Annotated in this window: 21 protein-coding genes; 10 read left to right on the plus strand and 11 right to left on the minus strand. The window is 69.6% G+C overall.

What is annotated here, in order from left to right; genetic code table 11:
- Positions 1–79: 79 nt before the first annotated feature.
- The 3 genes from VFK57_22590 to VFK57_22600 all read right to left on the minus strand — a co-directional run bounded on the left by VFK57_22590 (position 80) and on the right by VFK57_22600 (position 5,352).
- Positions 80–1,510, minus strand: a complete 1,431-nt coding sequence (locus VFK57_22590; GenBank protein HET7698521.1) for a sigma-54 dependent transcriptional regulator — start codon at positions 1,508–1,510, stop codon at positions 80–82.
- Positions 1,507–3,876 (minus strand): ATP-binding protein, encoded by a 2,370-nt coding sequence (locus tag VFK57_22595; GenBank protein ID HET7698522.1) that lies wholly within the window; start codon positions 3,874–3,876, stop codon positions 1,507–1,509. Before VFK57_22595 ends, VFK57_22590 begins: the two co-directional genes overlap by 4 nt.
- A 129-nt stretch (positions 3,877–4,005) precedes the next feature.
- Positions 4,006–5,352: a sigma-54 dependent transcriptional regulator gene (locus VFK57_22600; GenBank protein ID HET7698523.1), complete on the minus strand. Its 1,347-nt coding sequence runs from the start codon at positions 5,350–5,352 to the stop codon at positions 4,006–4,008.
- Between the two features lie 111 nt (positions 5,353–5,463).
- Here VFK57_22600 and VFK57_22605 point away from each other — a divergent pair, with 111 nt between their 5' ends.
- Positions 5,464–6,363: a SpoIID/LytB domain-containing protein gene (locus tag VFK57_22605; protein ID HET7698524.1), complete on the plus strand. Its 900-nt coding sequence runs from the start codon at positions 5,464–5,466 to the stop codon at positions 6,361–6,363.
- Positions 6,364–6,368: 5 nt separating this feature from the next.
- Here the strand turns inward: VFK57_22605 and VFK57_22610 are convergent, their stop codons facing one another.
- Positions 6,369–7,028 (minus strand): DUF4159 domain-containing protein, encoded by a 660-nt coding sequence (locus VFK57_22610; protein HET7698525.1) that lies wholly within the window; start codon positions 7,026–7,028, stop codon positions 6,369–6,371.
- Positions 7,029–7,117: 89 nt separating this feature from the next.
- Here VFK57_22610 and VFK57_22615 point away from each other — a divergent pair, with 89 nt between their 5' ends.
- The 3 genes from VFK57_22615 to VFK57_22625 are packed head-to-tail and all read left to right on the plus strand — an operon-like array spanning position 7,118 to position 9,604.
- Positions 7,118–7,831 carry a sigma-70 family RNA polymerase sigma factor gene (locus VFK57_22615; GenBank protein HET7698526.1) on the plus strand — a complete coding sequence of 238 codons (714 nt, stop codon included), beginning with the start codon at positions 7,118–7,120 and terminating at the stop codon, positions 7,829–7,831.
- Positions 7,818–8,405: a hypothetical protein gene (locus VFK57_22620; protein ID HET7698527.1), complete on the plus strand. Its 588-nt coding sequence runs from the start codon at positions 7,818–7,820 to the stop codon at positions 8,403–8,405. Before VFK57_22615 ends, VFK57_22620 begins: the two co-directional genes overlap by 14 nt.
- Entirely contained in the window at positions 8,402–9,604 is a 1,203-nt protein-coding gene (locus VFK57_22625; GenBank protein ID HET7698528.1) for a 4-hydroxy-3-methylbut-2-enyl diphosphate reductase, read from the plus strand. The genes VFK57_22620 and VFK57_22625 overlap by 4 nt, the downstream gene beginning before the upstream one ends.
- 254 nt (positions 9,605–9,858) lie before the next feature.
- Here VFK57_22625 and VFK57_22630 read toward each other — a convergent pair whose 3' ends face one another.
- Positions 9,859–10,137: a hypothetical protein gene (locus tag VFK57_22630; protein ID HET7698529.1), complete on the minus strand. Its 279-nt coding sequence runs from the start codon at positions 10,135–10,137 to the stop codon at positions 9,859–9,861.
- Between the two features lie 327 nt (positions 10,138–10,464).
- Here VFK57_22630 and VFK57_22635 point away from each other — a divergent pair, with 327 nt between their 5' ends.
- From VFK57_22635 to VFK57_22660, 6 genes are all read left to right on the plus strand, one after another.
- Positions 10,465–10,806 carry a Spy/CpxP family protein refolding chaperone gene (locus VFK57_22635; protein ID HET7698530.1) on the plus strand — a complete coding sequence of 114 codons (342 nt, stop codon included), beginning with the start codon at positions 10,465–10,467 and terminating at the stop codon, positions 10,804–10,806.
- Positions 10,807–10,849: 43 nt separating this feature from the next.
- On the plus strand, positions 10,850–12,508 hold the full coding sequence (locus VFK57_22640) for a TolC family protein (GenBank protein ID HET7698531.1): 1,659 nt from the start codon (positions 10,850–10,852) through the stop codon (positions 12,506–12,508).
- Between the two features lie 19 nt (positions 12,509–12,527).
- Positions 12,528–14,474: an efflux RND transporter periplasmic adaptor subunit gene (locus VFK57_22645; protein HET7698532.1), complete on the plus strand. Its 1,947-nt coding sequence runs from the start codon at positions 12,528–12,530 to the stop codon at positions 14,472–14,474.
- Between the two features lie 9 nt (positions 14,475–14,483).
- On the plus strand, positions 14,484–15,290 hold the full coding sequence (locus tag VFK57_22650; GenBank protein HET7698533.1) for an ABC transporter ATP-binding protein: 807 nt from the start codon (positions 14,484–14,486) through the stop codon (positions 15,288–15,290).
- Positions 15,291–15,324: 34 nt separating this feature from the next.
- Positions 15,325–16,542 carry an ABC transporter permease gene (locus tag VFK57_22655; GenBank protein HET7698534.1) on the plus strand — a complete coding sequence of 406 codons (1,218 nt, stop codon included), beginning with the start codon at positions 15,325–15,327 and terminating at the stop codon, positions 16,540–16,542.
- 61 nt (positions 16,543–16,603) lie between these two features.
- The gene (locus VFK57_22660) at positions 16,604–17,044 is read left to right on the plus strand and encodes a hypothetical protein (protein HET7698535.1); all 441 of its coding nucleotides are present in this window, start codon (positions 16,604–16,606) and stop codon (positions 17,042–17,044) included.
- Between the two features lie 122 nt (positions 17,045–17,166).
- Here VFK57_22660 and folK read toward each other — a convergent pair whose 3' ends face one another.
- From folK to VFK57_22690, 6 genes are all read right to left on the minus strand, one after another.
- On the minus strand, positions 17,167–17,622 hold the full coding sequence (folK, locus tag VFK57_22665; GenBank protein ID HET7698536.1) for a 2-amino-4-hydroxy-6-hydroxymethyldihydropteridine diphosphokinase: 456 nt from the start codon (positions 17,620–17,622) through the stop codon (positions 17,167–17,169).
- A gap of 125 nt (positions 17,623–17,747) precedes the next feature.
- Positions 17,748–18,236: a hypothetical protein gene (locus VFK57_22670; GenBank protein ID HET7698537.1), complete on the minus strand. Its 489-nt coding sequence runs from the start codon at positions 18,234–18,236 to the stop codon at positions 17,748–17,750.
- Positions 18,233–18,583 carry a TraR/DksA family transcriptional regulator gene (locus VFK57_22675; protein HET7698538.1) on the minus strand — a complete coding sequence of 117 codons (351 nt, stop codon included), beginning with the start codon at positions 18,581–18,583 and terminating at the stop codon, positions 18,233–18,235. The genes VFK57_22670 and VFK57_22675 overlap by 4 nt, the downstream gene beginning before the upstream one ends.
- Before the next feature lie 69 nt (positions 18,584–18,652).
- Positions 18,653–21,268, minus strand: coding sequence for an FtsX-like permease family protein (locus VFK57_22680; GenBank protein HET7698539.1), 2,616 nt, complete (start codon positions 21,266–21,268; stop codon positions 18,653–18,655).
- Positions 21,265–21,921, minus strand: coding sequence for an ABC transporter ATP-binding protein (locus tag VFK57_22685; GenBank protein ID HET7698540.1), 657 nt, complete (start codon positions 21,919–21,921; stop codon positions 21,265–21,267). The genes VFK57_22680 and VFK57_22685 overlap by 4 nt, the downstream gene beginning before the upstream one ends.
- Positions 21,918–22,643, minus strand: coding sequence for an arylesterase (locus VFK57_22690; protein HET7698541.1), 726 nt, complete (start codon positions 22,641–22,643; stop codon positions 21,918–21,920). Before VFK57_22690 ends, VFK57_22685 begins: the two co-directional genes overlap by 4 nt.
- Positions 22,644–22,646: the final 3 nt, after the last annotated feature.

The raw sequence follows: 22,646 nt of genomic DNA on the forward strand, positions 1-22,646 counted from the left end.
CCTGCGAAAGCGGCGCGCGCCGGCGGGCGGCATCGCCGTGTGCGCCCGAAGCGCCCGCGCCGCGCACGCGTGTGCGGCGTCAGGCGCTCACGGCCTCGAGCACCGGGTCGCGCCGCCGGCTGATGGTGTCGCCGAGATCGAGCCGCTCCAGGCGGCGGTACAAGGCGCGGCGGCTGAGCCCGAGCATGCGCGCGGCCGCCTTCTTGTTGCCGCGCGCGCGCAGCAGCGCGCGCTGGATGTGTTCGCGCTCGACGTTCACCAGCAGGTCCTGCTCGTTCGCGCCGTCGTTGACCGCCGTGTGACTGAGCACGCGGACGCCCGTATAGGCCACCGGCGGCATGCTCATCGCCAGCTCCTTCTCGGTCACGAAGTCGCCGTCGGCGAGAATGCAGGCGCGCTCGAGGACGTTGCGCAGCTCTCGCACGTTGCCGTCCCAGCGCGCCGCGCCGAGCATCCGTTCGGCCCCCGGCGTGAGGCCGGCCAGCGGTTTCTGCAGCCGCTCCGCCGTCTCGCGCACGAACGCGGCGGTGAGATACGGGATGTCTTCCCGGCGATCGCGCAGCGGCGGCAGCTTCACCTCGACGATGTTGAGGCGATAGAACAGGTCGCTGCGGAACCGTCCGGCCTCGACCTCCGCCCGCAGGTCGCGGTTGGTGGCGGCGATGACGTGCACGTTCACCTTGCGCGGCTCGAGCGACCCGACGCGATGCACCTCGCCGAGCTCCAGCACGCGCAGCAGCTTCGCCTGCACCGTCAGCGGCAGCTCGCCGATCTCGTCGAGGAACAGCGTGCCGTTGTCCGCCAGCTCGAACAGCCCCGGCTTGTGCTCCGTCGCGCCGGTGAACGCGCCGCGCATGTGGCCGAACAGCTCGCTCTCGAACAGCGTCTCCACCACCGCCGAACAGTTGACCGTCACGAAGCGCCGCTCCCGCCGCGGGCCGGTGCGGTGCAGCGCCCGCGCGACCAGCTCCTTGCCGGTGCCGGTCTCGCCGGTGATCAGCGCCGTCCGCACGTGCGGCGCCAGCCGCCGGATCATGCCGAACAGCTCCTGCATCACCGGGCCGCGCCCGATCATGCCGGCGAACTCGAGCCGCCGCGCCATGTCGGACTCGGCCGCCAGCAGGCTGCGGCGGCGCTCGATGTCGTCCCGCACGTGCGCCAGCAGCTGCTCCAGGCGGGCGAAGTCGAGCGGCTTGCTCAGGTAATCCATCGCCCCCAGCTTGATCGCTTCGACCGCGGTATCGACCGAGGCGAATCCCGTCATCAGCACCGCCTGGCAGCGCGGATCGATCTCACGGATCGCCCGCAGCACGTCGAGCCCGCCGACGTCCGGCATCCGCAGGTCGACCATCACGAGGTCGGCGCGCCGCAGCTGCAGCTGCGCGATCGCGTCGCGGCCGCTGGCGCTGGTGATCGCCTCGAACCCCGCCCGCTGCGCGAAGCGTCCGACGACGTCGAGGATGCCCTGCTCGTCGTCGATGACCATGACCAGGGGCTTCTGCCCGTTCATACGCACTCCTTGGAGATTCCGCGCAGCGCCCCCCGGAGCGCCGCCAGTTCGAATGGAGGGGCCACCCCCTCGGTTCCCGAGGCTTCCGACATGAGGATCAGCGCCGCATGGCCGCCGCCGGCCGCGAACGCGTCGCGCCATCCCGCCGGATCGGCGGCGATGAAGGCGTGGTCCACCAGGGCGACGTCGCCGCTGCCCGACGCCAGCCGCCCGCGCGCGTCGTCGGCGCTCTCCGCCGTGGTCACGTCGTGCCCCCATCCGGCCAGCGCCGCGGCGACGTAATCGCGCTCCGTCGGATCGCGGTGCGCCACCAGCACACGCAGCCGATCCTCCTGGCTGCGCGCCGGCAGCAGCACCTTGAACGTCGTCCCCTGCCCGACGCGGCTCTCGACCGAGATCTGGCCGCCGTGGTCGCGGACGATGCCGTAGCAGATGCTGAGGCCGAGCCCGGTGCCCTCCCCGACCTCGCGCGTGGTGAAGAACGGATCGAAGATGCGCCGCAGGTTCTCTTCCGGAATCCCGTGGCCGGTGTCGGCAATGAAGATTTCGATCGCGTCCGCGTCGGGCACGCGGCGCGCGCCGACGCTGATGCGCCGCACCGTCCGGGCGCGCATCGCCTGCTCCGCGTTCAGCAGCAGGTTGAGCAGCGCCTGCTGCAGCTGGCCGCCGTCCCCCAGCACCGCCGGCAGGCCGCTCTCGAAGCGCGACTCGACTTCGATGGCGTTGAGGCGGAACTCGTACGCGCGCAGCGACAGCACGCGCGTCATCAGGTCGGCGACGTCCTGTTCCGAGCGCGCCGCCGACTGCCGGCGCGCGAAGGCGAGCAGGTTGCGGACGATCTTCGCGGCGCGTTCAGATTCCTCCGCGATGCGGCGGAGATCGTGGGCCAGCCCGCTCGGGGCCGGCGCCCCGGACTCGTCCGCCTCGCGCACCTCCTCCTGCAGGAGCTGCGCGTAGCCGATCACGCTGGTGAGCGGATTGTTGAGTTCGTGCGCGACGCCGGCGACGAGCTGGCCGATCGCCGAGAGCTTCTCCGCCTGCAGCAGCTGCGCCTGGGTGGCCTTCAACCGCTCGACCGTCGCGAGCAGCCGCCCGTTGGTGGCCGCCAGTTCGTCGCTCATCTGCCGCATGCGGCGCGCGGTCTGAATCTCGAGCGTGACGTCCTTCGCGATCTGCACGATCGCGGCGCCGCCCGGCGCTTCCGGCACCGGGCAGGTGGTCACGTTGTAGATCCGCTCGCCCGGACGGGTGACCTCGCCGTGCTCGCACACGCTGCCGGTCGCGTGCCCCACCGCGCAGTCGGGATACTTGCCGCCGCACAGGCCGACCGCGTCGCACGTGAGCCCGCGAAGCGCGGTGACGGGCAGCCCCAGCGCGGCGGCGAGCGCGGTATTCCCGCGCAGCAGCCGCCCCTGCTGGTTGAAGACGGCGATCGGATCGCTGATCGCGTCGAACGTCGCCTCCCACTCCTGCTTGGCCGCGCGGATGAAGGTGTGCAGCCGCGCGTTCTGGACGCCGACCGCCGCCTGGTTGGCAATGACGCAGACGACGCGCTCGTCGTCGGCGGTGAAGCGCCCCGGCTCGGGACTGGCGATGGAGAGCACGCCGATGAGGTCCTCGCCCGCGAACATCGGCACGCTCAACGCCGAACACACCGGCAGGTCCGCCGCGGTCGCCGGGTCGAGGCCGTCGTGGAGATTGCTGATGCGGACCGGCGCGCGCGTCGCCAGGACGCGATCGCTCGGCCGGGGGTTCTGCGCGGTGAACGTCGACCACTGGCGCGATACCGCCTCCGGCGCGCTGACGACGCGCAGGTCGTAGTCGCCGGTCGCCGGGTTGAGCAGGCGCGCCGCGCCGCAATCGAGGCGCATCCCGCGCATCAGCCGGCGCAGCACGCGGTGGAGCAGCTCCTCGGGTTCGAGCAGGTGGCGCAGCTCCTCGCCGACGTCGTTGATCAGTTGCTGTTCCCACAGCAGCCGCCGGTTCGACAGCACCACGCTGCGGTGCTCGAGCGCCCGCTCCACCGTGGCGAAGAGCTGATCGACCTGGAACGGCTTGGGAACGAAGGCGAAGGCATCGAGGTCGTAGGCGTCCAGCGCGGACGCCAGCGACGCGGCCCCGGAGATGACGACGATCTCGGTCTCGAGCGACTGCGCGCGGATGGCGCGGATGGCGTCGAACCCCGATTCGCCGCCGAGCATCAAATCGATGACCGCGAGCTGGAAGATCTCGCGATCGATCAGCTGCCGGGCAGCGGCGAGCGTGGCGGCGCGGCTGACCGCGTAACCGCGCTGCTGCGCCTCGAGCGACAGCATTTCGAGCAAGGCGATGTCGTCCTCGACGATCAGAACGGTGGGCGTGTTCACGGTGCCCGACGGTTGAGCAAGAGATGGACCGCAACCGCACACCGGCGGGACCGGTGGATTTGCCGGGAAATCGGCGCCGCGCCGGCCGGACGCCCGGGGGGATGTTTCAGCGCTGAAACGCGCGGTGTTTCAGATCTGGTGCTTCTTCATCAGGCGCCAGAGCGTGGTCCGGCTCACCTGCAGCTCTCGGGCGCTGGCGCCGACTTCGCCGTTGTTGCGGGCCAGCGTCGCGACGATCATCTCGCGCTCGGCGCGCTCCCGCGCGGCGGCGACCGTCCCGTCCGCCGCCGCCGCATGCGGATCCAGCGCCCGCACGGCGAACAGCTCCTCCGGCAGGTCGCCGGGCTCGAGGATCGGCCCGCGCGCGACCGCGACGGCGCGCTGCAGCACGTGTTCGAGCTGCCGCACGTTGCCGGGATAGTCGTAGGCCATCAACGCCGCGCGCGCCGCCTCGTCCACGCCGGTGACGCCGGCCGCCGGGCCGAAGCGGGCCAGGAAGAAGTCGAGCAGCTGCGCGACATCCCCCCGCCGCTCGCGCAGCGGCGGCAGGTGGATGCGATGGACGTTGAGCCGGTAGTAGAGATCGCTCCGGAACGCGCCGGCGTCCACGGCGGCCTGCAGGTCGGCGTTGGTGGCGGCGACGAAGCGGACGTCGACCCGGCGCCCCTCGTTCTCGCCGATCCGGCGGACCTCGCCCGCCTCGAGCGCGCGCAGCAGCTTGGCCTGCACCGGCGGCGGCATGGTGCCGATCTCGTCGAGGAACATGGTGCCGCCGCTCGCGTGCTCGATCAGTCCGGCGCGCGCCGCGGCGGCGCCGGTGAAGGCCCCCCGGGCGTGCCCGAACAGCTCGTTCTCGAGCAGCGAATCAGTGAGCGCGGCGCAGTTCAGCGCGACGAACGCGCGCGATGCGCGCGGACCGGCGGCGTGGATCGCGCGGGCGGCCAGTTCCTTGCCGGTGCCGGTCTCGCCGGTGATGAGCACGGTGCCGGCCGCGGCGGCGGCGCGGCCGATGAGATCCTTCACCTTGAGCATCGGCTCGCTGTCGCCGATCAGCGAATCGGTGGGGCTGCTGCCGCGGATCTGGCGCTGCAGCAGGTCGACCTGGCGCGCGAGCTGCCGGCGGTCGGCGGCGGACTTCACCCGCATCAGGAGCTCGTCGCGGAGGAACGGCTTCTGCACGAAGTCCACTGCGCCCAGCTTCATCGCTTCGACGGCGATGTCGATGGTGCCGAACCCGGTCATCACGATGAACGCCGAATCGACGCGCGCTTCGCGCAGCCGCTTCAGCACCTCCATCCCGGAGATCCCCGGCATGCGCATGTCGGAGAGGATCACGTCGAACACGTTCCCTTTCGCCGCGGTCAGCCCCTCCTCGCCGGTCGGCGCCGTGTCCACGGTGTAGCCGGCGCCGCGAAGCATGCGCGCCGTGCTGTCGCGCACGCCGTGGTCGTCGTCGATCACCAGGATGCGTGGCACGGGGGTAAGTGTATGACGAGAGGACTTGACCCGATAAGGTGATCGGGGGTGCGCGGCGTGCTGACGGTGCGAAGAGTGCTGGTGCTCGGAGTGGTCGGAATGAGCGCCTGTGTGGCTCATCCGGGGCGGGTGATGCTTCCCGGATCGGTCGCGCGGGCGACCCCCGCGTCAGTGCGGGTGCAGGTGCGCGAAGGCAAGGCCCTCGTCGTCCGCGAGGTTCCGCTCGAGCGCTATGTGATCGCGGCGGCGTTGTCGGAGGTCCATCCCGCGCCGGGCGAGGATGCGCTGGCGGCCCGCATCTACGAGGTGCAGAGCGTCATCGCCCGCAGCTATGCGGCGGCGAATCGCGGGCGCCATGCCAGGGACGGATTCGATCTCTGTTCGACCACGCATTGTCAGGTGTACGAGCCGGCGCGTCTCACCACGTCGCGCTGGGCGTCGATCGCCCGCAGTGCGGCGCAGCGGACCGAAGGCGAAGTGCTCTGGTTCGCCGACGCGCCGGCGCGGGCGGTCTTTCATGCAGACTGCGGCGGCCACACCAGCGCCGCCGGCGCCGTGTGGGGCGGTGTGGCGCCGGCCTATCTCGCGGCGCGCCAGGACGCCGTGGATCCCGGCGCGCACGCGATGTGGACCTACGAGGCGGGCGCCGACGCGCTGCGCGCCGCGCTCAACGCGGACGTCCGGACGGCGGTCGGCGCCAGGCTCGACCGCATCGAGGTCGCCGGCCGGGACGGCGCCGGACGCGCCGAGCAGATCGTGCTCCGCGGCAGCCGGACGTTCGTCGTCCGCGGCGAGGTCTTTCGGGACATCGTGACCCGCCGGCTCGGCGCGCGCTCGCTGCGCAGCACGCTGTTCTCCGTCAGCAGATCCGGCCGCACGTTCGTGTTCTCGGGCAAGGGATTCGGCCATGGCGTGGGCCTCTGCCAGGCCGGCGCGATCGCGCGTCTGCGCGCGGGCCAGAGTCCCGCCCAGGTCCTCGAGTTCTATTTCCCGGGCACGTCGCTGCATTAGGGCATCTACGCCGTCATCGCGTACACCACGATGTTCACCGCGAACTTCGTGTTGTCCTCTCGCTGGAAGCGCTTGTTGCGCCAGTCGTAGTCCCACTCGCAGCCGTAGTCCTTGTTCGAGTACAGCACGCCGATCCGACCGCGATGCTCGACGGCCCGGAGATAGTCGTGGACGATGTCGTCCCCCCAGCCGTTCAGCTCGTGGGAGGTGGTCGGCGGCCCGTCGGGAAACTGGAAGAAGCAGCGATAGAGCGCGTGCGTGCCGGGCAGCTTGGCCAGCGTTCCGGCGCCGGGAAAGATCGTGCGCATCTCCTGCTCGAAGCTCTTGGCGTAGAGCCCGTTGATGTCATGGTTGCAGTCGTCGGAGAAGAGGAAGCCCCCCTGCTGCACGAACCGCTCGAGCTGCGCGCGCTCCTCGCGCGAGAAGCGAACGAGCTTGTGGCCGGTCATGAACAGGAACGGAAAGGCCAGCAGTTCTTTGGAATCCGCCGCGATCACCACTTCCTCGCCGAACACCGGGATGGTCGTGTACTCGACCAGGGAATTGAGCACGTTCGCCGCAACCTTGGGGTTGTAGTCCCAGTCGCCCGAGTCGTAGCGGAGGCGCGCGAAGACGAACTCCGATGGCTTCGGCCGTCCCGCCTGGACGGCCGGAAACGATTCCATCCGCGTATCTTACCGCCCCGTCCTATAATGGGGCGACCGGGCCGGCACGGCTTTGGCGGTAAACGCCGGAGGCGCTGCGGCGTATTTTCATGTCAGGAACGTCACCGGCCCTCGCCGCCGCGCGTGAAGCGGATGCCGCCGCTGCCTCTGCCGTCAAGGCCTCGCAGGCTGCGGGCGAGCTGGATCGCGCGCGCGAGCGGTACGCGGAGCTGGTCGCGCGGCACCAGCGCCGCGCCGCGCGGATCGCGTATCACTACCTGCGCGATTCCGCCGAGGCGGACGAGGCGGTGCAGGACGCGTTCGTGAAGGCGTACCAGCACCTCGCGTCGTTCCGCGAAGAGCTGCCGTTCGACGTGTGGTTCACGCGCATCCTGATCAACGGGTGTCTGGATCGCATCAAGGCGCGCACCCGCCGGGAACGGTGGCTGCTGCCGATGTCGGGCAGGCCCGGAACGCGATCGGGCCAGGGCGCGGCCGGCGACCACGCGCCGGCCGACCGGGATCTGACCGACCGGGTCGCCGCCGGCGGCCTGTCGCCGGAACAGGCGCTGCTCGGACGCGAGCGCCGGCGGGCGATTGCCGCCGCGCTGTCGAGGCTGCCCGAGCGCCAGCGCTCGGTGTTCGTGCTGAGCCACGTGGAAGGTCGAACGTCGCGGGAAGTGAGCGCGCTGACGGGTCTGAACGAATCGACGGTCCGCGTGCACCTGTTTCGAGCGATTCGTAAGTTGAGGGCGCTGCTGGCGCATGACACCGCCGCCGGCGCCCCGGGGGAGCTGAAAGGAAAACGCCGTGTCACTTCTTGACCGTCTGGGACGTGGTCGTCACCTGAACGACCAGCAGTTCGCGCGTCTGTGGACGACGGGAGGGGGCCATCCGCACCTGGAGGGATGTGCGACCTGCCGCGCGCGGTTCGATGAATTCGACCGCTGGATCATGGGCGTCGGCGACGAGCTGCGCGCCGAGGCCGACGAGGCGTTCCCCGCCGACCGGCTGACCGCTCAGCAGGCGCAGATTGCGCGCCGGCTCGAGACGCTCGAGCGGCCGGCCCGCGTCATCGCGTTCCCGAAGGCGGCGCGCGCCGTCATCAGCGGGCATTCGCACGTCCGCCGCTGGGTCACGGTCGCGGCCGCCGCCAGCCTGATCATCACCGGCTTCGGGCTCGGCCAGATGGTGCCGCTCCGTCAGATCAACAAGGCCGTCACCACGGCTCCGCCCACGCTGACGCAGCCGAAGACGCAGAGCATCGCCAGCGAGTACACGCCGGCGGCGACCGCGCATCCGGAAGACGAGCTGCTGTCGGACATCCTCGCGAAGCCGCGCGTCAGCACGCTCAGCGCGCTCGACGAGATGACGCCGCACGCGCGCGACATGAAGTGAGCACGACCCAGCCGCTGATCTTCCGCAAGGGCCTCGACATGAAGCAGGCCGTTGCGGGCGAGCTCGCGGCCGCCTATCACAGCGCGCTCGTCGATCAGGTGCGCGCCGGCGGCTTCCGCCACGACTCGGGACGCCTGACGATCCACCTCGCCCGCGAGTTCGGCTTCTGCTACGGCGTCGATCGCGCCGTCGACTACGCGTATCAGGCCGTCGCCCGCTTTCCCGGACGGCAGGTCTTCCTCACCGGCGAGATCATCCACAACCCGCACGTCAACGATCGGCTGCGCGCCAACGGCATCCGCTTCCTCAGCGACCCCGGGGAACGATCGGTCGCCGACCTCGGCCCGGATGACGTCGTCATCCTGCCGGCCTTCGGCATCACCGTCGAGGAGATGCTGGCGTTCTCCGCGCGCGGCTGCACCCTCGTCGACACCACCTGCGGCTCGGTGCTGAACGTCTGGAAGAACGTCGTCCGCTACGCGCAGGACGGCTTCACGTCGATCATCCACGGCAAGGTGAAGCACGAGGAGACGCGGGCGACCGCGTCCCAGGCGCTCAAGTATCCCAACGGCCGCTATCTGGTCGTGCTCGACCGCGACGAGGCGGCGATCGTCTGCAGCTACATCCGGAACGGCGGCGATCGCGAGGCGTTCCTCACCCGGTTCGCCGGCGCCGTGTCGCCCGGTTTCGATCCCGATCGCGATCTCGTGCGCGTCGGCTGCGCCAACCAGACCACGATGCTGATGTCGGAATCGCTGGAGATTGGCGAGATGATCGGGGCGGCGATGCGCGATCGCCACGGCGAGGCGGCGCTGCCGCAGCACTTCCGCGCCTTCGACACGATCTGCAGCGCGACGCAGGAGCGGCAGGATGCCGTCGAAGCGCTGCTCGACCGCGAGCCGCTGGACCTGATGATCGTGGTCGGCGGGTACAACAGCAGCAACACCTGCAACCTGGCGCGCATCTGCGCGGCGCGGGTGCGCACGTATCACATCTCGGATCCGGGCTGTCTGCTGTCTGCCGATCGCATCCGCCATCGTCCGGTGGGCGCCCCGTCCACGGCGGCGGCGGCGGAAGTCGTCAGCGAGGGCTGGCTCGCCCGCGAGGGGCGCATCGTGGCGGGACTGACCGCGGGCGCATCGACGCCCAACAACATCGTCGGGCAAGTGATCGAGACGCTCGAGCGGTTTGCTCTCTAGCGGCGCTCGCGGGAGCATCCGGGTGACTCGGTTTCGGGTTTTACGGGTTTTACGGGTTCTACGGGTTCTTCGGGTTCTCCGGGTTCTCCCGGTTCAGGTTCTCCAGGTTCGGCTGATGCGACGGTGAACCCCGTAGAACCGTGAACCCGTAGAACCTGAACCCGGAGAACCCGAGGAACCCGAAGAACCCGTAGAACCCGTAAAACCCGTTGTGGAAGTGCCCCGGCTGACGGATGAGCCCGTGCGCCGCTCGATCAGCGGTCGATCCGCGAAAGCTGCCGCCCGTCCACCATCGTCATCGTGATCCGCACCTGGTGGCCGTTCTGGCGTGACAGGAAGCGGTGCAGCTCGGTGCCGGGCTTGGCGACCAGCGTCACGTCCTTGCCGAGGGCGAAGTAGCCCTCGTCCGTCTCGTGCTCCGCGGAGCTGACCTGGACGGTCATCGTGGTTTCATTGCCGTCGGCGGCCCGGCCCAGGCTCATGCCCAGCAGCAGCGCGGCGAGTACCATCCATCCGATCATCACGTTGCGCACCGTCCGCCTCCTGCCTTCGGCAAGGCAAGCGACGTGCCCGAAAACAACCCGTGGCGGCTCAATGATTTGCCGGAGGCCGTCGGGCGCAATGGGCAGCGGCTTACACAACGCCGGTAAACAACCCCCCGGGAGGGGTCGTAAATCACGGCAGCAATGACCAGATCACTCGGTTTCCTGTGTGCAGCCCTGCTGTTCGCAAGCGCGCGGGCGCGCGCGGCGGTGAACTGCGGCGCGACTGAACAGCGGAGTGCCGTTCAGTCGTCTCAGAAGAACGACAACGCTCAGCCGGGCAAGCCTTCCGGTCGCGAGGGCCGGAAGAAGTTCTGGATGGATCCGGGACTCCGCGCCGAACTGGGCATAACCGATCAACAATCGGCGGCGCTCGAGCAGGTGTGGCAGCGCACCTTCGCGCAGCGCATGGAACTGAACGAGCGGCTCGAGAAGGCCGACGCGATCCTGCAGAAGATGCTCCTCGACGGGGCGCCGGACGAAGCGGCGGTCGTCGCGCAGCTGGACAAGGTCGAGGCGGCCCGCAGCGAGGCCAACAAGGCGCGCGTGATCCTGCTCTATCGCATGAACAAGCTGCTCACCCAGGAGCAGCGTGCCAAGCTCGACGCCATGAGGGCGATGCGCGAGCGTGACGGCCGCCGCGGCGGCGGTCCCAGGTAACGTCGATCATTCGCAGTTCATTCCCAACGTGCTGGAGGGTTTCGTGAAGAAGAACGTTGTCATGACGGCGGCGGCCGTACTGACGCTCACCGTGTCCGCCGCGGCGGCACAGACGCCGGCGGCGCAGCCGCCCGCTCCGCAGACGCCGGCGCAGACGCCCGCGCCCGTCGTCACGACGACCCCGGCGCAGCCGACGGCCCCCTTCGTGACCGCCGGTCCGCGTGTCGATCTGACGATCGAAGACGCCGTCGCCCGCGCGCGCGAGCGCAACATCGACATCGGCGTGGCCCGCATCACGCCGAGGTTGACCGACTTCACCCTCGCCGGTCTGGAAGCGTTCTACCGGCCCAATCTCACCTCCACGGTCGGGAACCGGAGCGTCACCAACGCGGTCACCAACCAGACACAGGGCGCGACGGGCAACAGCCTGAACACGTCGACGGTCTCGTGGCAGGGCGGCTTCGCGCAGAACATGAAATGGCACGGCGGGTCGTGGAACGTCGGCTGGACCAACTCGCGCGTCAACAGCTCGAACCTGTTCGCGGTGCGCAATCCGACCTACAACTCCGGCTTGACGGCGAACATCACGCAGCCGCTCTGGCGCGGATGGCGCATCGACGCGACGCGCGCGGGGCTGCAGACCAACCGCATCAGCCAGCAGAACGACGAGATCGCGGTGCAGGCGACGACGGCGACGACCGTCGCGAACACGCGCAATGCCTACTGGGATCTGGTGTTCGCGATTCAGGCGGTCGAAGCGGCGCAGAACTCGCTCGATATCTCCAACAAGCTGGTGCAGGACAACCAGGCGCGGGTCGAGATCGGCACGCTGGCGCCGATCGACATCACCTCGGCGCAGGCCGAGGCGGCGAACCGGCGGCTCACGCTGGTGCAGGCGCAGGCCACGGTCCGCACCGCGGAACTCGCGCTCAAGCGGCTGATCGTCAGCGGTACCGACGATCCGCTCTGGACCTCCTCGATCAATCCCGTCGACCGCCCGGCCGCGGCGCCCGAGGCGCTGAACGTCGACGCGGCAGTCGCCCGCGCCTTGAGAGAGCGGACCGACGTGCAGCAATCGATGAACAACCTGCGCATCAGCGACATCAACCTGCGTCAGCAGGTCGAGCTCACCAAACCGCAGCTCGATCTGGTCGCGCAGTACGGCCTGAGCGGCGTCGGCGGGACGCAGTTCGTGCGCGGCGGCCTCGGCGGCGCGGTGACCCAGACCATTCCGTCCGGATATGCCGATGCGCTGTCGACGCTGGGCAAGTTCGACCTGCCCACCTGGAACGTGCAGATGAACTTCGCGGTGCCGCTCGGGCGAAGCACGCAGGAAGCCAACGTCGCCCGCTCGCGCCTGGCCCTCGAGCAGACCCAGGCCAACCTGAAGGCGCTGCAGCTGCAGATCGCCACCGACGTCGCCAACGCGGCGCTGACCGTGCAGAGCAGCCTGGAAGCCGTGCAGCAGTCGCGCACCGCGCGCGAGCTGGCGCAGCAGCGGCTCCAGGCGGCGCAGAGCAAGTTCGAGGTCGGCATGGCGATCAACTACGAGGTCGTCCAGGCTCAGCGCGATTTCCTCGACGCGCAGAACAACGAGTTGCGCGCCCTCCTCAACTACCGGAAGGCGCTCGTCAACTTCGAAACCGTGCAGACCGTCGGCACGCGCGGCGTCGCCGCCGTCGGCGGCGGCGGCGGACTCTAAGCGAGAGCCTTCCACAGTCATGAAAAAGCTGCTTCCCGTCGTCATCATCCTCGCCGTGCTGGGCGCCGGCGGCGCCGTGTTCTACGCCAACCGGCCCGAGAAGGAACCCACCGTCACGACGCTCCAGGTGTCGCGCGGCGACATCGTGGACGGCGTCGGCGCCACCGGCACGCTGCAGGCGGTGACCACCGTCACCGTCGGCACCCAGGTGTCGGGCATCGTCCAGGAGCTCTACGCCGACTTCAACTCGATCGTGAAGAAGGGCCAAGTGGTCGCCCGGCTCGATCCGTCGATCCTCCAGACGCAGGTCGAGACCGCGAAGGCGAATCTGAACAACGCCATGGCGAACCTCGAGCGGCAGAAAGTGACGCTCGACGACGCGCGGCAGAAGCTGGCGCGGGCGCGCGAGCTCTCCGCCCGCCAGCTCGCGACCAAGGTCGATCTCGAGAACGCCGAGCTGAACGTCAAGACCGCGGAAGCGCAGCTCAAGTCCACCGAATCGTCGATCGTTCAGGCGAAGGCGGCGGTGAACAAGGCGGAAGTGGACCTCGATCACACCGTCATCACCGCGCCGATCGACGGCATCGTGATCAAGCGCAGCGTCGATCGCGGCCAGACGGTCGCGGCGAGCATGTCGGCGCCGGAGCTGTTCATCATCGCCGCGGACCTCACCGCGATGCAGGTGAACGCCAGCATCGACGAATCCGACGTCGGCCGCATGCGCCCCGGACAGGCAGTGTCGTTCCGGGTCGACGCCTATCCGAACGAGACCTTCCACGGCAGCGTGAAGCAGGTGCGGCTGAACCCCGTCACCGTGCAGAACGTCGTCACCTACTCCACCGTCATCGACGTGCCGAACCCGGAGCTGAAGCTGAAGCCGGGCATGACCGCGCAGGTGACGATCGAGATCGCGCGCCGGCAGAACGTCCTGCGCGTGCCGAACGCGGCGCTGCGCTTCCGGCCGACGACCGACATCTTCGCGGCGTTCAACCAGCCGGTGCCGCCGGAGCTGGAGCGCGGGTTCGGCCGCGGGCGCCGCGGCGACACTGCGGGCGGACCGGGCGGCGCGCCAACGGCGGGCGGTGCCCGCGGTGGGACGCAGGGCACGCAGGGGACTGGCGGTACGGCGCCCGGAACGGCGGCGCCGGGTCAGGCGCCGCAGAATCAGCAGCGCGCACAGAACGCCCCCACGGGCGGTACCGGTCAGCGCCAGCGCCCTGAGGGTCAGCAGGCCGCCCCGGCCGACGGCCAGCGGGCGCGCGGCGAGGGGCAGGCCGCGCAGGGCGGCGCGCCGGGTCCGGGCGGCGGGCGCGGCGGCGGCTTCGCCAACATGACGCCGGAGGAGCGCGAGAAGCGCTGGCAGGAGCGTCTCGCGCAGATGTCGCCCGAGGAGCGCGCCCAGGCCGAGGAGCGCCGCCGCCAGCGCGAAGCGCAGGGCGGCCAGGGCGGCGGGCGCGGCGGTTTCGGCCCGCCCCAGGGCGGCGGTCCGGGAGAGGGCTTCGGCGGCGCCCGCAGCGGCAGCCAGACCGCCCAGGGCCCCGGCGGTCAGGGCCAGGGTGCCGGGCAGGGGCGGCGGGGGGATGCCAACGCGCCGCGAGGACAGGTGCAGGGACAGCAGGCGGCGAACTCGCGTTCGGCGGCGGTGACGTCGGCGACGACGATTGACGCGCTGTTCGGCCCGCTGGCGACGGTGGAGACGCGCGGGCGCGCCTGGCTCTTCATCAACAAGCAGCTCAAGCCGGTCGACCTGCGGCTCGGCATCAGCGACGGCACGTTCACCGAGGTGATCAACGCCGACGCGCTGCAGCCCGGCCAGGAAGTGGTAACGGCGGTCGTCACGCCGGAAATGGCGAGCCGTCCGGCCAACCAGCAGAACAACGCCAACAATCCGCTGATGCCGCAGCGCGGCCGCGGGCCCGGCGGGCCTGGCGGCGGTGGCGGCGGCCGCGGCGGCGGGCGGGGATAAAACCAGCTGATGTCTGACCTCGTTATCTCTGTTCGTGACCTGACCAAGACCTATCAGGTCGGCGACATCGAAGTGCGGGCCCTGCGGGGGGCGTCGCTCGACGTCCACCGCGGTGAGTTCGTCTGCGTCACCGGCCCGTCAGGTTCCGGCAAGTCGACGTTCATGCACATCGTCGGGTGCCTGGACCGTCCGACCAGCGGGCAGTACTTCCTCGACGGCAAGGATGTCTCGCGGATGTCGAAGGACGAACTGGCGGGGATCCGCAACACGAAAATCGGGTTCGTCTTCCAGGGGTTCAACCTGCTGTCGCGGACGACGGCGCTCGACAACGTCGAGCTGCCGCTGCTCTACAACGGCGGCAGCAAGATGAAGGCGTCCGAGCGGCACCGGCGCGCCAAGGAAGTGCTGGACATCGTGGGCCTGAGCAAGCGCATGGACCACTATCCGAACCAGCTCTCCGGCGGGCAGCAGCAGCGCGTCGCCATCGCGCGCGCGCTGATCAACAAGCCGTCGATCCTCCTGGCCGACGAGCCCACCGGCAACCTCGACACGCGCACCTCGATCGAGGTCATGGACATCTTCCAGAAGCTCAATCTCGAGCACGGCATCACGGTGCTGCTGATCACGCACGAGATGGACATCGCCGAGCACGGCACCCGGTTCGTCAAGTTCCGCGACGGCCGGATCCAGATCGACGAGCAGATCCGCCATCGCCGGCTGGCGTCGGAGGAGCTGAAGCAGCTGCCGCCGCCCGACGACGACAACTCGCACGTGCCGCCGTCGGTCGCGCAACAGCAGCAGCCCGTCGCCGGGTGAGCGAGCGAACCAGCCGGGCCCAGGTGAGGATGACATGTCGATACTAATGACCCTGCGGATCGCGCTGAAGGCGCTGAACCGCAACAAGATGCGCACCGTGCTGACGATGCTCGGGATGATCATCGGCGTCGGCGCCGTCATCACCATGGTCGGGCTCGGCACCGGCGCGCGCACGACCATCGAAGAGCGCGTCAAGTCCGCGGGCACCAACATGATCATGGTGAACGCCGGCAACTTCCAGACCGGCGGCGTGCGCATGGGCCAGGGGAACGCCACGACGATGACCCCGGAGGATGCCGCCGCGATCCGCGAGATTCCCGGTGTGCAGTACGTCGCCGCCGGCGCCAACACGCGCGGCCAGGTCATCGCCGGCACCCAGAACTGGTCGACGCAGGTCCAGGGCACCGACACCGACCTGCCGCTGATTCGCAGCTGGCCGACCAAGTACGGCGCGTTCTTCACCCAGCAGGACGTCACCGGCGCGCAGAAGGTCGCCGTGCTCGGCAGCGTCGTCTCCGACACGCTGTTCGGCCCGGAGGTCGATCCGACCGGTCAGATCATCCGCATCCGCAACCAGCCGTTCAAGGTGATCGGCGTGATGGCGTCCAAGGGACAGTCGGCGATGGGCCAGGATCAGGACGACACGATCTTCGTGCCCTACAGCACGGTGATGAAGAAGCTGCAGGGACAGCAGAACCTGAACAACATCACCGTCTCGGCGGCGACGCCGGAACAGATCCAGGACGTCGCCGAGGCGATCCGCGGCGTGCTCCGCGTCCGCCACAAGATCGTGTCCGGCGACGCCGATGACTTCATGGTGCGCACGCTCGAGGAAATGGCCAGCGTGCAGACCGAGACCACCAAGACGATGACGACGCTGCTGGCGAGCATCGCCGGCGTGTCGCTGCTCGTCGGCGGCATCGGCATCATGAACATCATGCTGGTCTCGGTCACCGAGCGGACCAGAGAGATCGGACTGCGCATGGCGATCGGCGCCCGCGGCAAGGACGTGCTGCTGCAGTTCCTCGTCGAAGCGATCGTCATCAGCCTGATCGGCGGGCTGATCGGCATCGGGCTCGGCTTCGGGCTGAGCGCCGCGGTGCAGAAGTTCATGCAGTGGCCCGCCGACATCTCCGGGGACGCGATCGCGCTCGCCTTCGGGTTCGCCGCCCTGACGGGCGTATTCTTTGGCTTCTACCCGGCTCGCAAGGCGGCGAGCCTGGATCCGATTGAGGCGCTGCGCTTCGAGTAAGCTGGCGCTTCAATGCCCGTACGTCGTTCGTCATCGTTCGTCTAGCAAAAGGAGTCAGAGCATGCAGCGGAAACTTGGATTGACGGCGGTCCTCGTCGTCGCGCTGGCCGTCGCCGGCTATGCGCAGAAACCGGATTTCTCGGGCACGTGGACGCCCGACGTCGACCCCGCGGCGGCAGCGCCGGCCGGCGGCGGCGGCGGACGCGGTATGGCGGGTCCGATGACCGTCAAGCAGACCGCGACCGAGCTGACCGTGGAGACCCAGGGCCGTCAGGGCCCGCAGACCCGCGTCTACAAGCTCGACGGGTCCGAGACGGAAATGACGATGGGCCAGATGACCGCGAAGGTCTCGGCCAAGTGGGACGGCGCCAAGCTCGTCATCACCACCAAGACCGAGCAGGGCGAGAACACGCAGACCTGGTCGCTCGCCGACGGCAAGCTGAAGATCGATCGCACCGGCGGCCGCGGCCCGTCGTCCACGACCTACAAGAAGACGACGTAGTCAGCTGCCACACTGAGCTTTGAGCTGTCAGCTCTCAGCTCTCAGTCTGGAAGGGCCGGGGCATCACCCCGGCCCTTCCTTTTTTACCGGCAGCGGTGAGGGACACGCGGAGCGCGGGCAGCTTACAGCTTCCGCCGCAACTGCCGGATGGTGAGTCCCGTCACCGGGTCGACGAGATCGGGCGCAATCTCGCAGAGCGGGTCGAGCACGAAGAGGCGGTCGCGGAAGCGTGGATGCGGCACCTGCAAATCGGGGTCGTCGAGCACCTCGTCCCCCGCCAGGATCAGATCGAGATCGAGCGTGCGCGGCGCGCCGGGGTACGGGCGGGTACGACCGGTCTGCTGCTCGATGGTGCGCAAGGCATCGAAGATCTCGCGGACCGGCAGGTCCGACTCCCCCACACCCACGGCGTTGAGATAGGGCGGATCCTCTTCGAGGCCTGGGCCAACGGGCGCCGTTTCGATGATGGAGGAAATGCGGAAGTTGCGCAGAATGCGCGCGAGCGCGGCGGCAGCCATGCGGATGTTGCCATCCCGGGACCCCAGATTCGACCCGAGCGCGACCGCTATCGCACGCACAACTGGCAACCGCTAACTGGCTACTGGTAACTGGCTACCGGCAACCGACAACTGGCTACCGGCAACCGGCAACCGGCAACTGACAACTGGCAACTGGCAACTGGCAACCGGCAACTGGCAACCGGCTATCGGCCCCCGACCCACCGGGTGGGCAACACCCTTCCCGGCGTTCCCATGCCGTCGGCGCGGCGGCCGAGGAGGTCCTGCCGCCCGGCGAGCGCCAGGTCGAAGAAGCGCTTGTGTTCCAGCACCTCCCCGAGCATCAGCCGCAGCATCGTCTTGTGGCGGGCGTTGACGATCGGCTCGATGCGATCGCGCCAGCGATCCACGAACGCCTGAGCCTGGCCGCTGTCTTCGCGGAAGATCGTCTGGGCCGCGTTCTTTCCCGAGGCCTGAATCGCCGGCTCCGGGGCATCTTCGGACGTGCCGCCGAGATCCGCGATCGCGTCGCGCAGCCACGCGAGATGCACGTCTTCGCGGTTGATGATGTACTGGTAGGTGTTGTTGAAGTTGTAGTCGCCGATCAGGCGCGCACCGGCGACGTGGCGGGCGCGAAGCGCGGACTTCTCGCGGTGGAACTCGCGGAGCAACTCGAGCAGTTCGGCGGGTTTCACGAGCTCTGTTTTTCCTTGCAGGTGATGCAGACCCGCGTCCAGGGGATCGCGTTGAGCCGGGCCGGCGCGATCTCCTCGCCGCAGTCGCGGCAGACGCCGTAGGTGCCTTTCTCGATGCGGCGCAGCGCCTCTTCGATGGCCTGGAGGATCTTGGCGTCGGTCTGTTTCAGCTTCAGCTGAATGTGGACTTCGTTGTTGCCGCTGGCCTGGTCCGCGAGATCCCCCTGGCGCGAGTTCACGTCGCTCATGGTCTCCTGCAGAGGCTTTACACCGCCGCCGGCGGCCAGGATCTCCGCACGCTTCTTGATCAGCGCTTCCTTGTAGGTCGACGTGTCCATGCCGGTCATCTCCGGGGAGCCCTAAACTCCCATCTTATCACTTGAGTGCGTGGGATTTTTCGAGCCGGGCGATCAACGCTACTCAGCCCTGAGCGTGCCCAGGGGCTTCTTGCGGAGGACGTCGTAACTGGACGTCACGCCGACGACTCCGACCAGCGCGGTCGTGACCGCGGCGCCGAGCAGCGCCAGCCCGGGCGCCGGGCGCCACGGAATGTCGAGCACGTGCCGCGACAGCGCCCACGTCAGCGCCAGCGCCGCGGCGCCGCCGACGCCGCCGGCGAGCAGTCCGAGGCCGCCGTACTCCAGCGCCAGCATCGCCGCCAGCATCCGCGTGCTGGCTCCCAGCGTCCGCAGGATCGCGGCCTCGTAGACGCGCTGGAACTTCGTCATCGCCACCGCGCCGGCGAGAATCAGCACGCCGCTCGCCAGCGCGATCCCGCCGACGATGCTGATGGCGAGCGTGACGTTGTCCACCACGGTCTTGACCGTGTTGAGGATCTCCCGGACGTCGATGGCCGACACGTTCGGGAACTGGGCGACGAGATCGCGCTGAAACCGCCCGCGCGCGACCGCGTCGCCGGGCGCCTTGAGGATGCCGATCCAGGTCTGCGGCGCCTTGTCGAGCGGGCCCGGACGGAAGACGAACATGAACCCGCCGCTGCGGGCGTCCTCCCACTCCACGTCCCGCACGCTCGTCACCTTCGCCTCGAACACGCGGCCGACGATGTCGAACCGCATCACGTCCCCGACGTTGATGCGCCAGCGCTCGTGCACGCTCTCTTCGATCGACACTTCGCCGACGGCGGTGTTCTCCGGCAGCGGCGGCTGTCCGCTCCAGAACGCGCCGTCGGTGACCGTCTCGTTCGGCTGCAGGTGATCGCGATAGGTGATCGTGTACTCGCGGCCGAGCGAGCCCTGGCGCCGGACCTCGGTGAACGATTCGAGGTTGGTGTCGCGTCCCCGCACGCCGGTGACCCGGGCGCGCATCACCGGAATCATCTGCGGCGGTCCGGCGTCCTCCGCCTTCCGCTGATCGAGGAACGCACGGACGCGATCCACCTGCGGCGGGAGGATCTCGATGAGGAACATGTCCGCGCCGCTGCTGCCCAGCTCCAGCGAGAACTGCTGCAGCAGGTTGGCCTGCAGCGAGCGGACGCCGATGACGAAGAAGCTGCCGATGCCGACCGCCAGCAGGATGACGCGGGTCTGGTTCCCGGGACGGCCGAGGCTGAGCACGGCATGCCGCAGCGGGAACCAGCGGGCGCGCGCCACCGGCCGCACGGCGCGGACGACGCCGGTGCCGACGAGATGGAGGACGAAGGCGACAACGGCGAACCCGGCGCAGACGATCGCGCCGACCTTCAGCGACGCCGCCTGCCAGCCGGCGACCGCGACCAGCGCCGCGCCGACGAGCAGCGCGGCCGCGACCTGCGCCCGATCGAGCGCCGCAATCCGCGCCCTGACGCCGGCGGGCGTCCACCACGCCGGGAACACCGGCGCGCCGCCGATGGCGCCGGCCGTCCCGCCGCGCAGCAGCAGGAGCGGCTTCACCCGCCGGACCTCGAGCAGCGGCACCAGCGAGAACAACAGGGACACGAGCATGCCGACGGCAATCCCCTGCCACACCGCCGACAGTGTCAGGGAATACGTCGTCGCCGTGCCGAGGGCGGCGCCGATGTCTTCCGGGATCGCGCCGAGCGCCACCTGGGCGAGGCCGACGCCGAGCGCGCTGCCGGCCAGGCCGAGGAATACGACCTGCAGCACGTAGGCGCCGAGCACCTGCCGCGTCGTGGCGCCGACACACTTGAGGATCGCGACGCTGCGGATCTTCTGGCGGACGAAGACGCGGGTCACGCTCCAGACCCCGATGCCGCCGAGCACCAGGATGACGAAGCCGACCAGACTCAGGTAGTTCTCGGCGCGCGCCAGGTCGTCCCCGATGCGGTCTTCGGTCGCGCGGAACGAGCTGACGCCGACGAAGCGGTCGCGGAACTCGCGGCGGAGGTCGCGCTCGAGCGCGTTGACGCCCGGTTCATCGACCTTCAGCAGGATCCGGTAGTTCGCGCGGCTGCCGAGCGAGAGCAGCCCGAGCCCCTGCAGGTCGGCGAGATCGATCATGACGCGCGACCCGAAGCTGAACGCGCCGACGCGCCGACCGGGTTCCTGCGCGATCACGCCGCGAATGGTGAACGGCTGGCCGCCGATCAGCAGTCGATCGCCGACCTGCACGCCGAGCTGCGTGAGCAGCTCCGGCCGCACGAGCACGCCCCGGTTGGCGACGAGATCGTGCGAGTACGGGCGCCCGTCCTGCAGCGCGACCCTGCCGTACAGCGGGAATCCGCGCTGCACCGCGCGCAGCTCCACCATCCGCGCCGCGGCCGTGCCGCCGTCCTCCGCGGGGCGCACCATCGTCGCCACGTCGATCATCTCCTGGCGCTCGCGGACCGGCGCGCGCGCCAGGGCGCGATCGAGATCGGCGCGCACCTCCGGCGTCCAGGGACGATTGGTCATGACCGCGACGTCGGCGGCGATCATCGCGCGCGACTCCGTTGCGAGCGTGCCGCGCACGGTCTGGATCACCGATCGCAGCAGCACGATAGCGCCGACGCCGATCGCCACGCAGACGAAGAAGAAGACCAGCCGCCGCCATGAGGCGCGGACCTCGCGGACGGCCATGAGGAGGACGAACCTCATACCACGTACCCGTCGCGCAGGGCGATCGTCTGGTCGGCGCGCGCGGCGAGCTCCGGATCGTGCGTGACCAGCACGACGGTGGTCTTGCGCGTGCGGTTCACGTCGAGCAGCAGGTCGATGATGTGATGGCCCGTGCCGCTGTCCAGGTTGCCGGTGGGTTCGTCGGCGAGGAGGATGGCGGGATCGTTCGCCAGCGCGCGCGCGATCGCCACGCGCTGCTGCTCACCGCCGGACAGCTGCGACGGATAGTGATGGCGGCGCGGCGCCAGGCCGACTTCCGCGAGCAGCGCATCCGCCCGGCGCCCGGCATCGGGCTGGCCGGCGATCTCGAGCGGCACCCGGACGTTCTCGAGCGCGGTCAGCGACGGCAGCAGATGAAAGAACTGGAACACGAACCCGATGCGCGTCCCGCGAAACCGCGCCAGGTCGTCCTCCGACATCGCGGTGATGTCCTGGCCGTCGATCAGGATGCGGCCGGTGGACGGGTTGTCGAGACCGGCGAGGAGCCCGAGCAGCGTCGACTTGCCGCTGCCCGACGGCCCGACGATCGCCGCGACGCGCCCCGCCTCGATGCGCAGATCCAGCGGGTGCAGGATCGTGAGCATCGACTCGCCGCTCGGAACTGTCTTGGAAACCCCGTGCAGCGCGATCATGTGGCGGCGTCGACCAGCGGCCGGAGCGCCTGCCAGACGGTATCCGCGACGATCGCCGTCCCCTCGACGTTGGGATGGATGCCGTCTCCCTGATTCAGCGCGGGATTGCCCGCCACCTTGTCGAGCAGGAACGGCAGGAACGGCACCTTGTGCTCTCTCGCCAACTCGCGGTACGCCTGCCGGAACGATACGGTGTACTCCGGACCGAAGTTCGGCGGCGCTTCCATGCCGACGAGCAGCACGGCGACGCCCTTCGCCTTCGCCGCCTCGATGATGCCGCCGAGGTTCTTCTTCATCTCGGCGACGGGCAGGCCGCGCAGGCCGTCGTTGGCGCCGAGCTCGAGGATCAGGATCCGGACGTCGTGCTGTCCGAGCGCCCAGTCGATGCGCTGCAGTCCGGCGGCGGAGGTGTCGCCGGAAATGCCCGCGTTGACGACTTCCCACTTGTAGCCGTCGGCAGCGAGCTTCGACTGCAGGAGCGCCGGGAACGCCTGGCTCTCGAGCAGGCCGTAGCCCGCGGTGAGACTGTCGCCCAGGGCGACGATCTTGGGCAGGCCCGAATCATCGGGCGGCGGAGGGCCGGGCGCGGGCGGCGCCGCGGGCGCGGGCGCGGCGGCAGGGGCGGCCCCGTCGCCGCCCGGCGCGGCGCCGCGGTTGCACGCTGCGAGCAGCAGGCACACAACGAGGCACACGAACGCACGCGTGCGGAGCAGGGAGTGCATGTG

The sequence above is a fragment of the Vicinamibacterales bacterium genome, from assembly GCA_035699745.1.
GTDB lineage: Bacteria > Acidobacteriota > Vicinamibacteria > Vicinamibacterales > 2-12-FULL-66-21 > JAICSD01.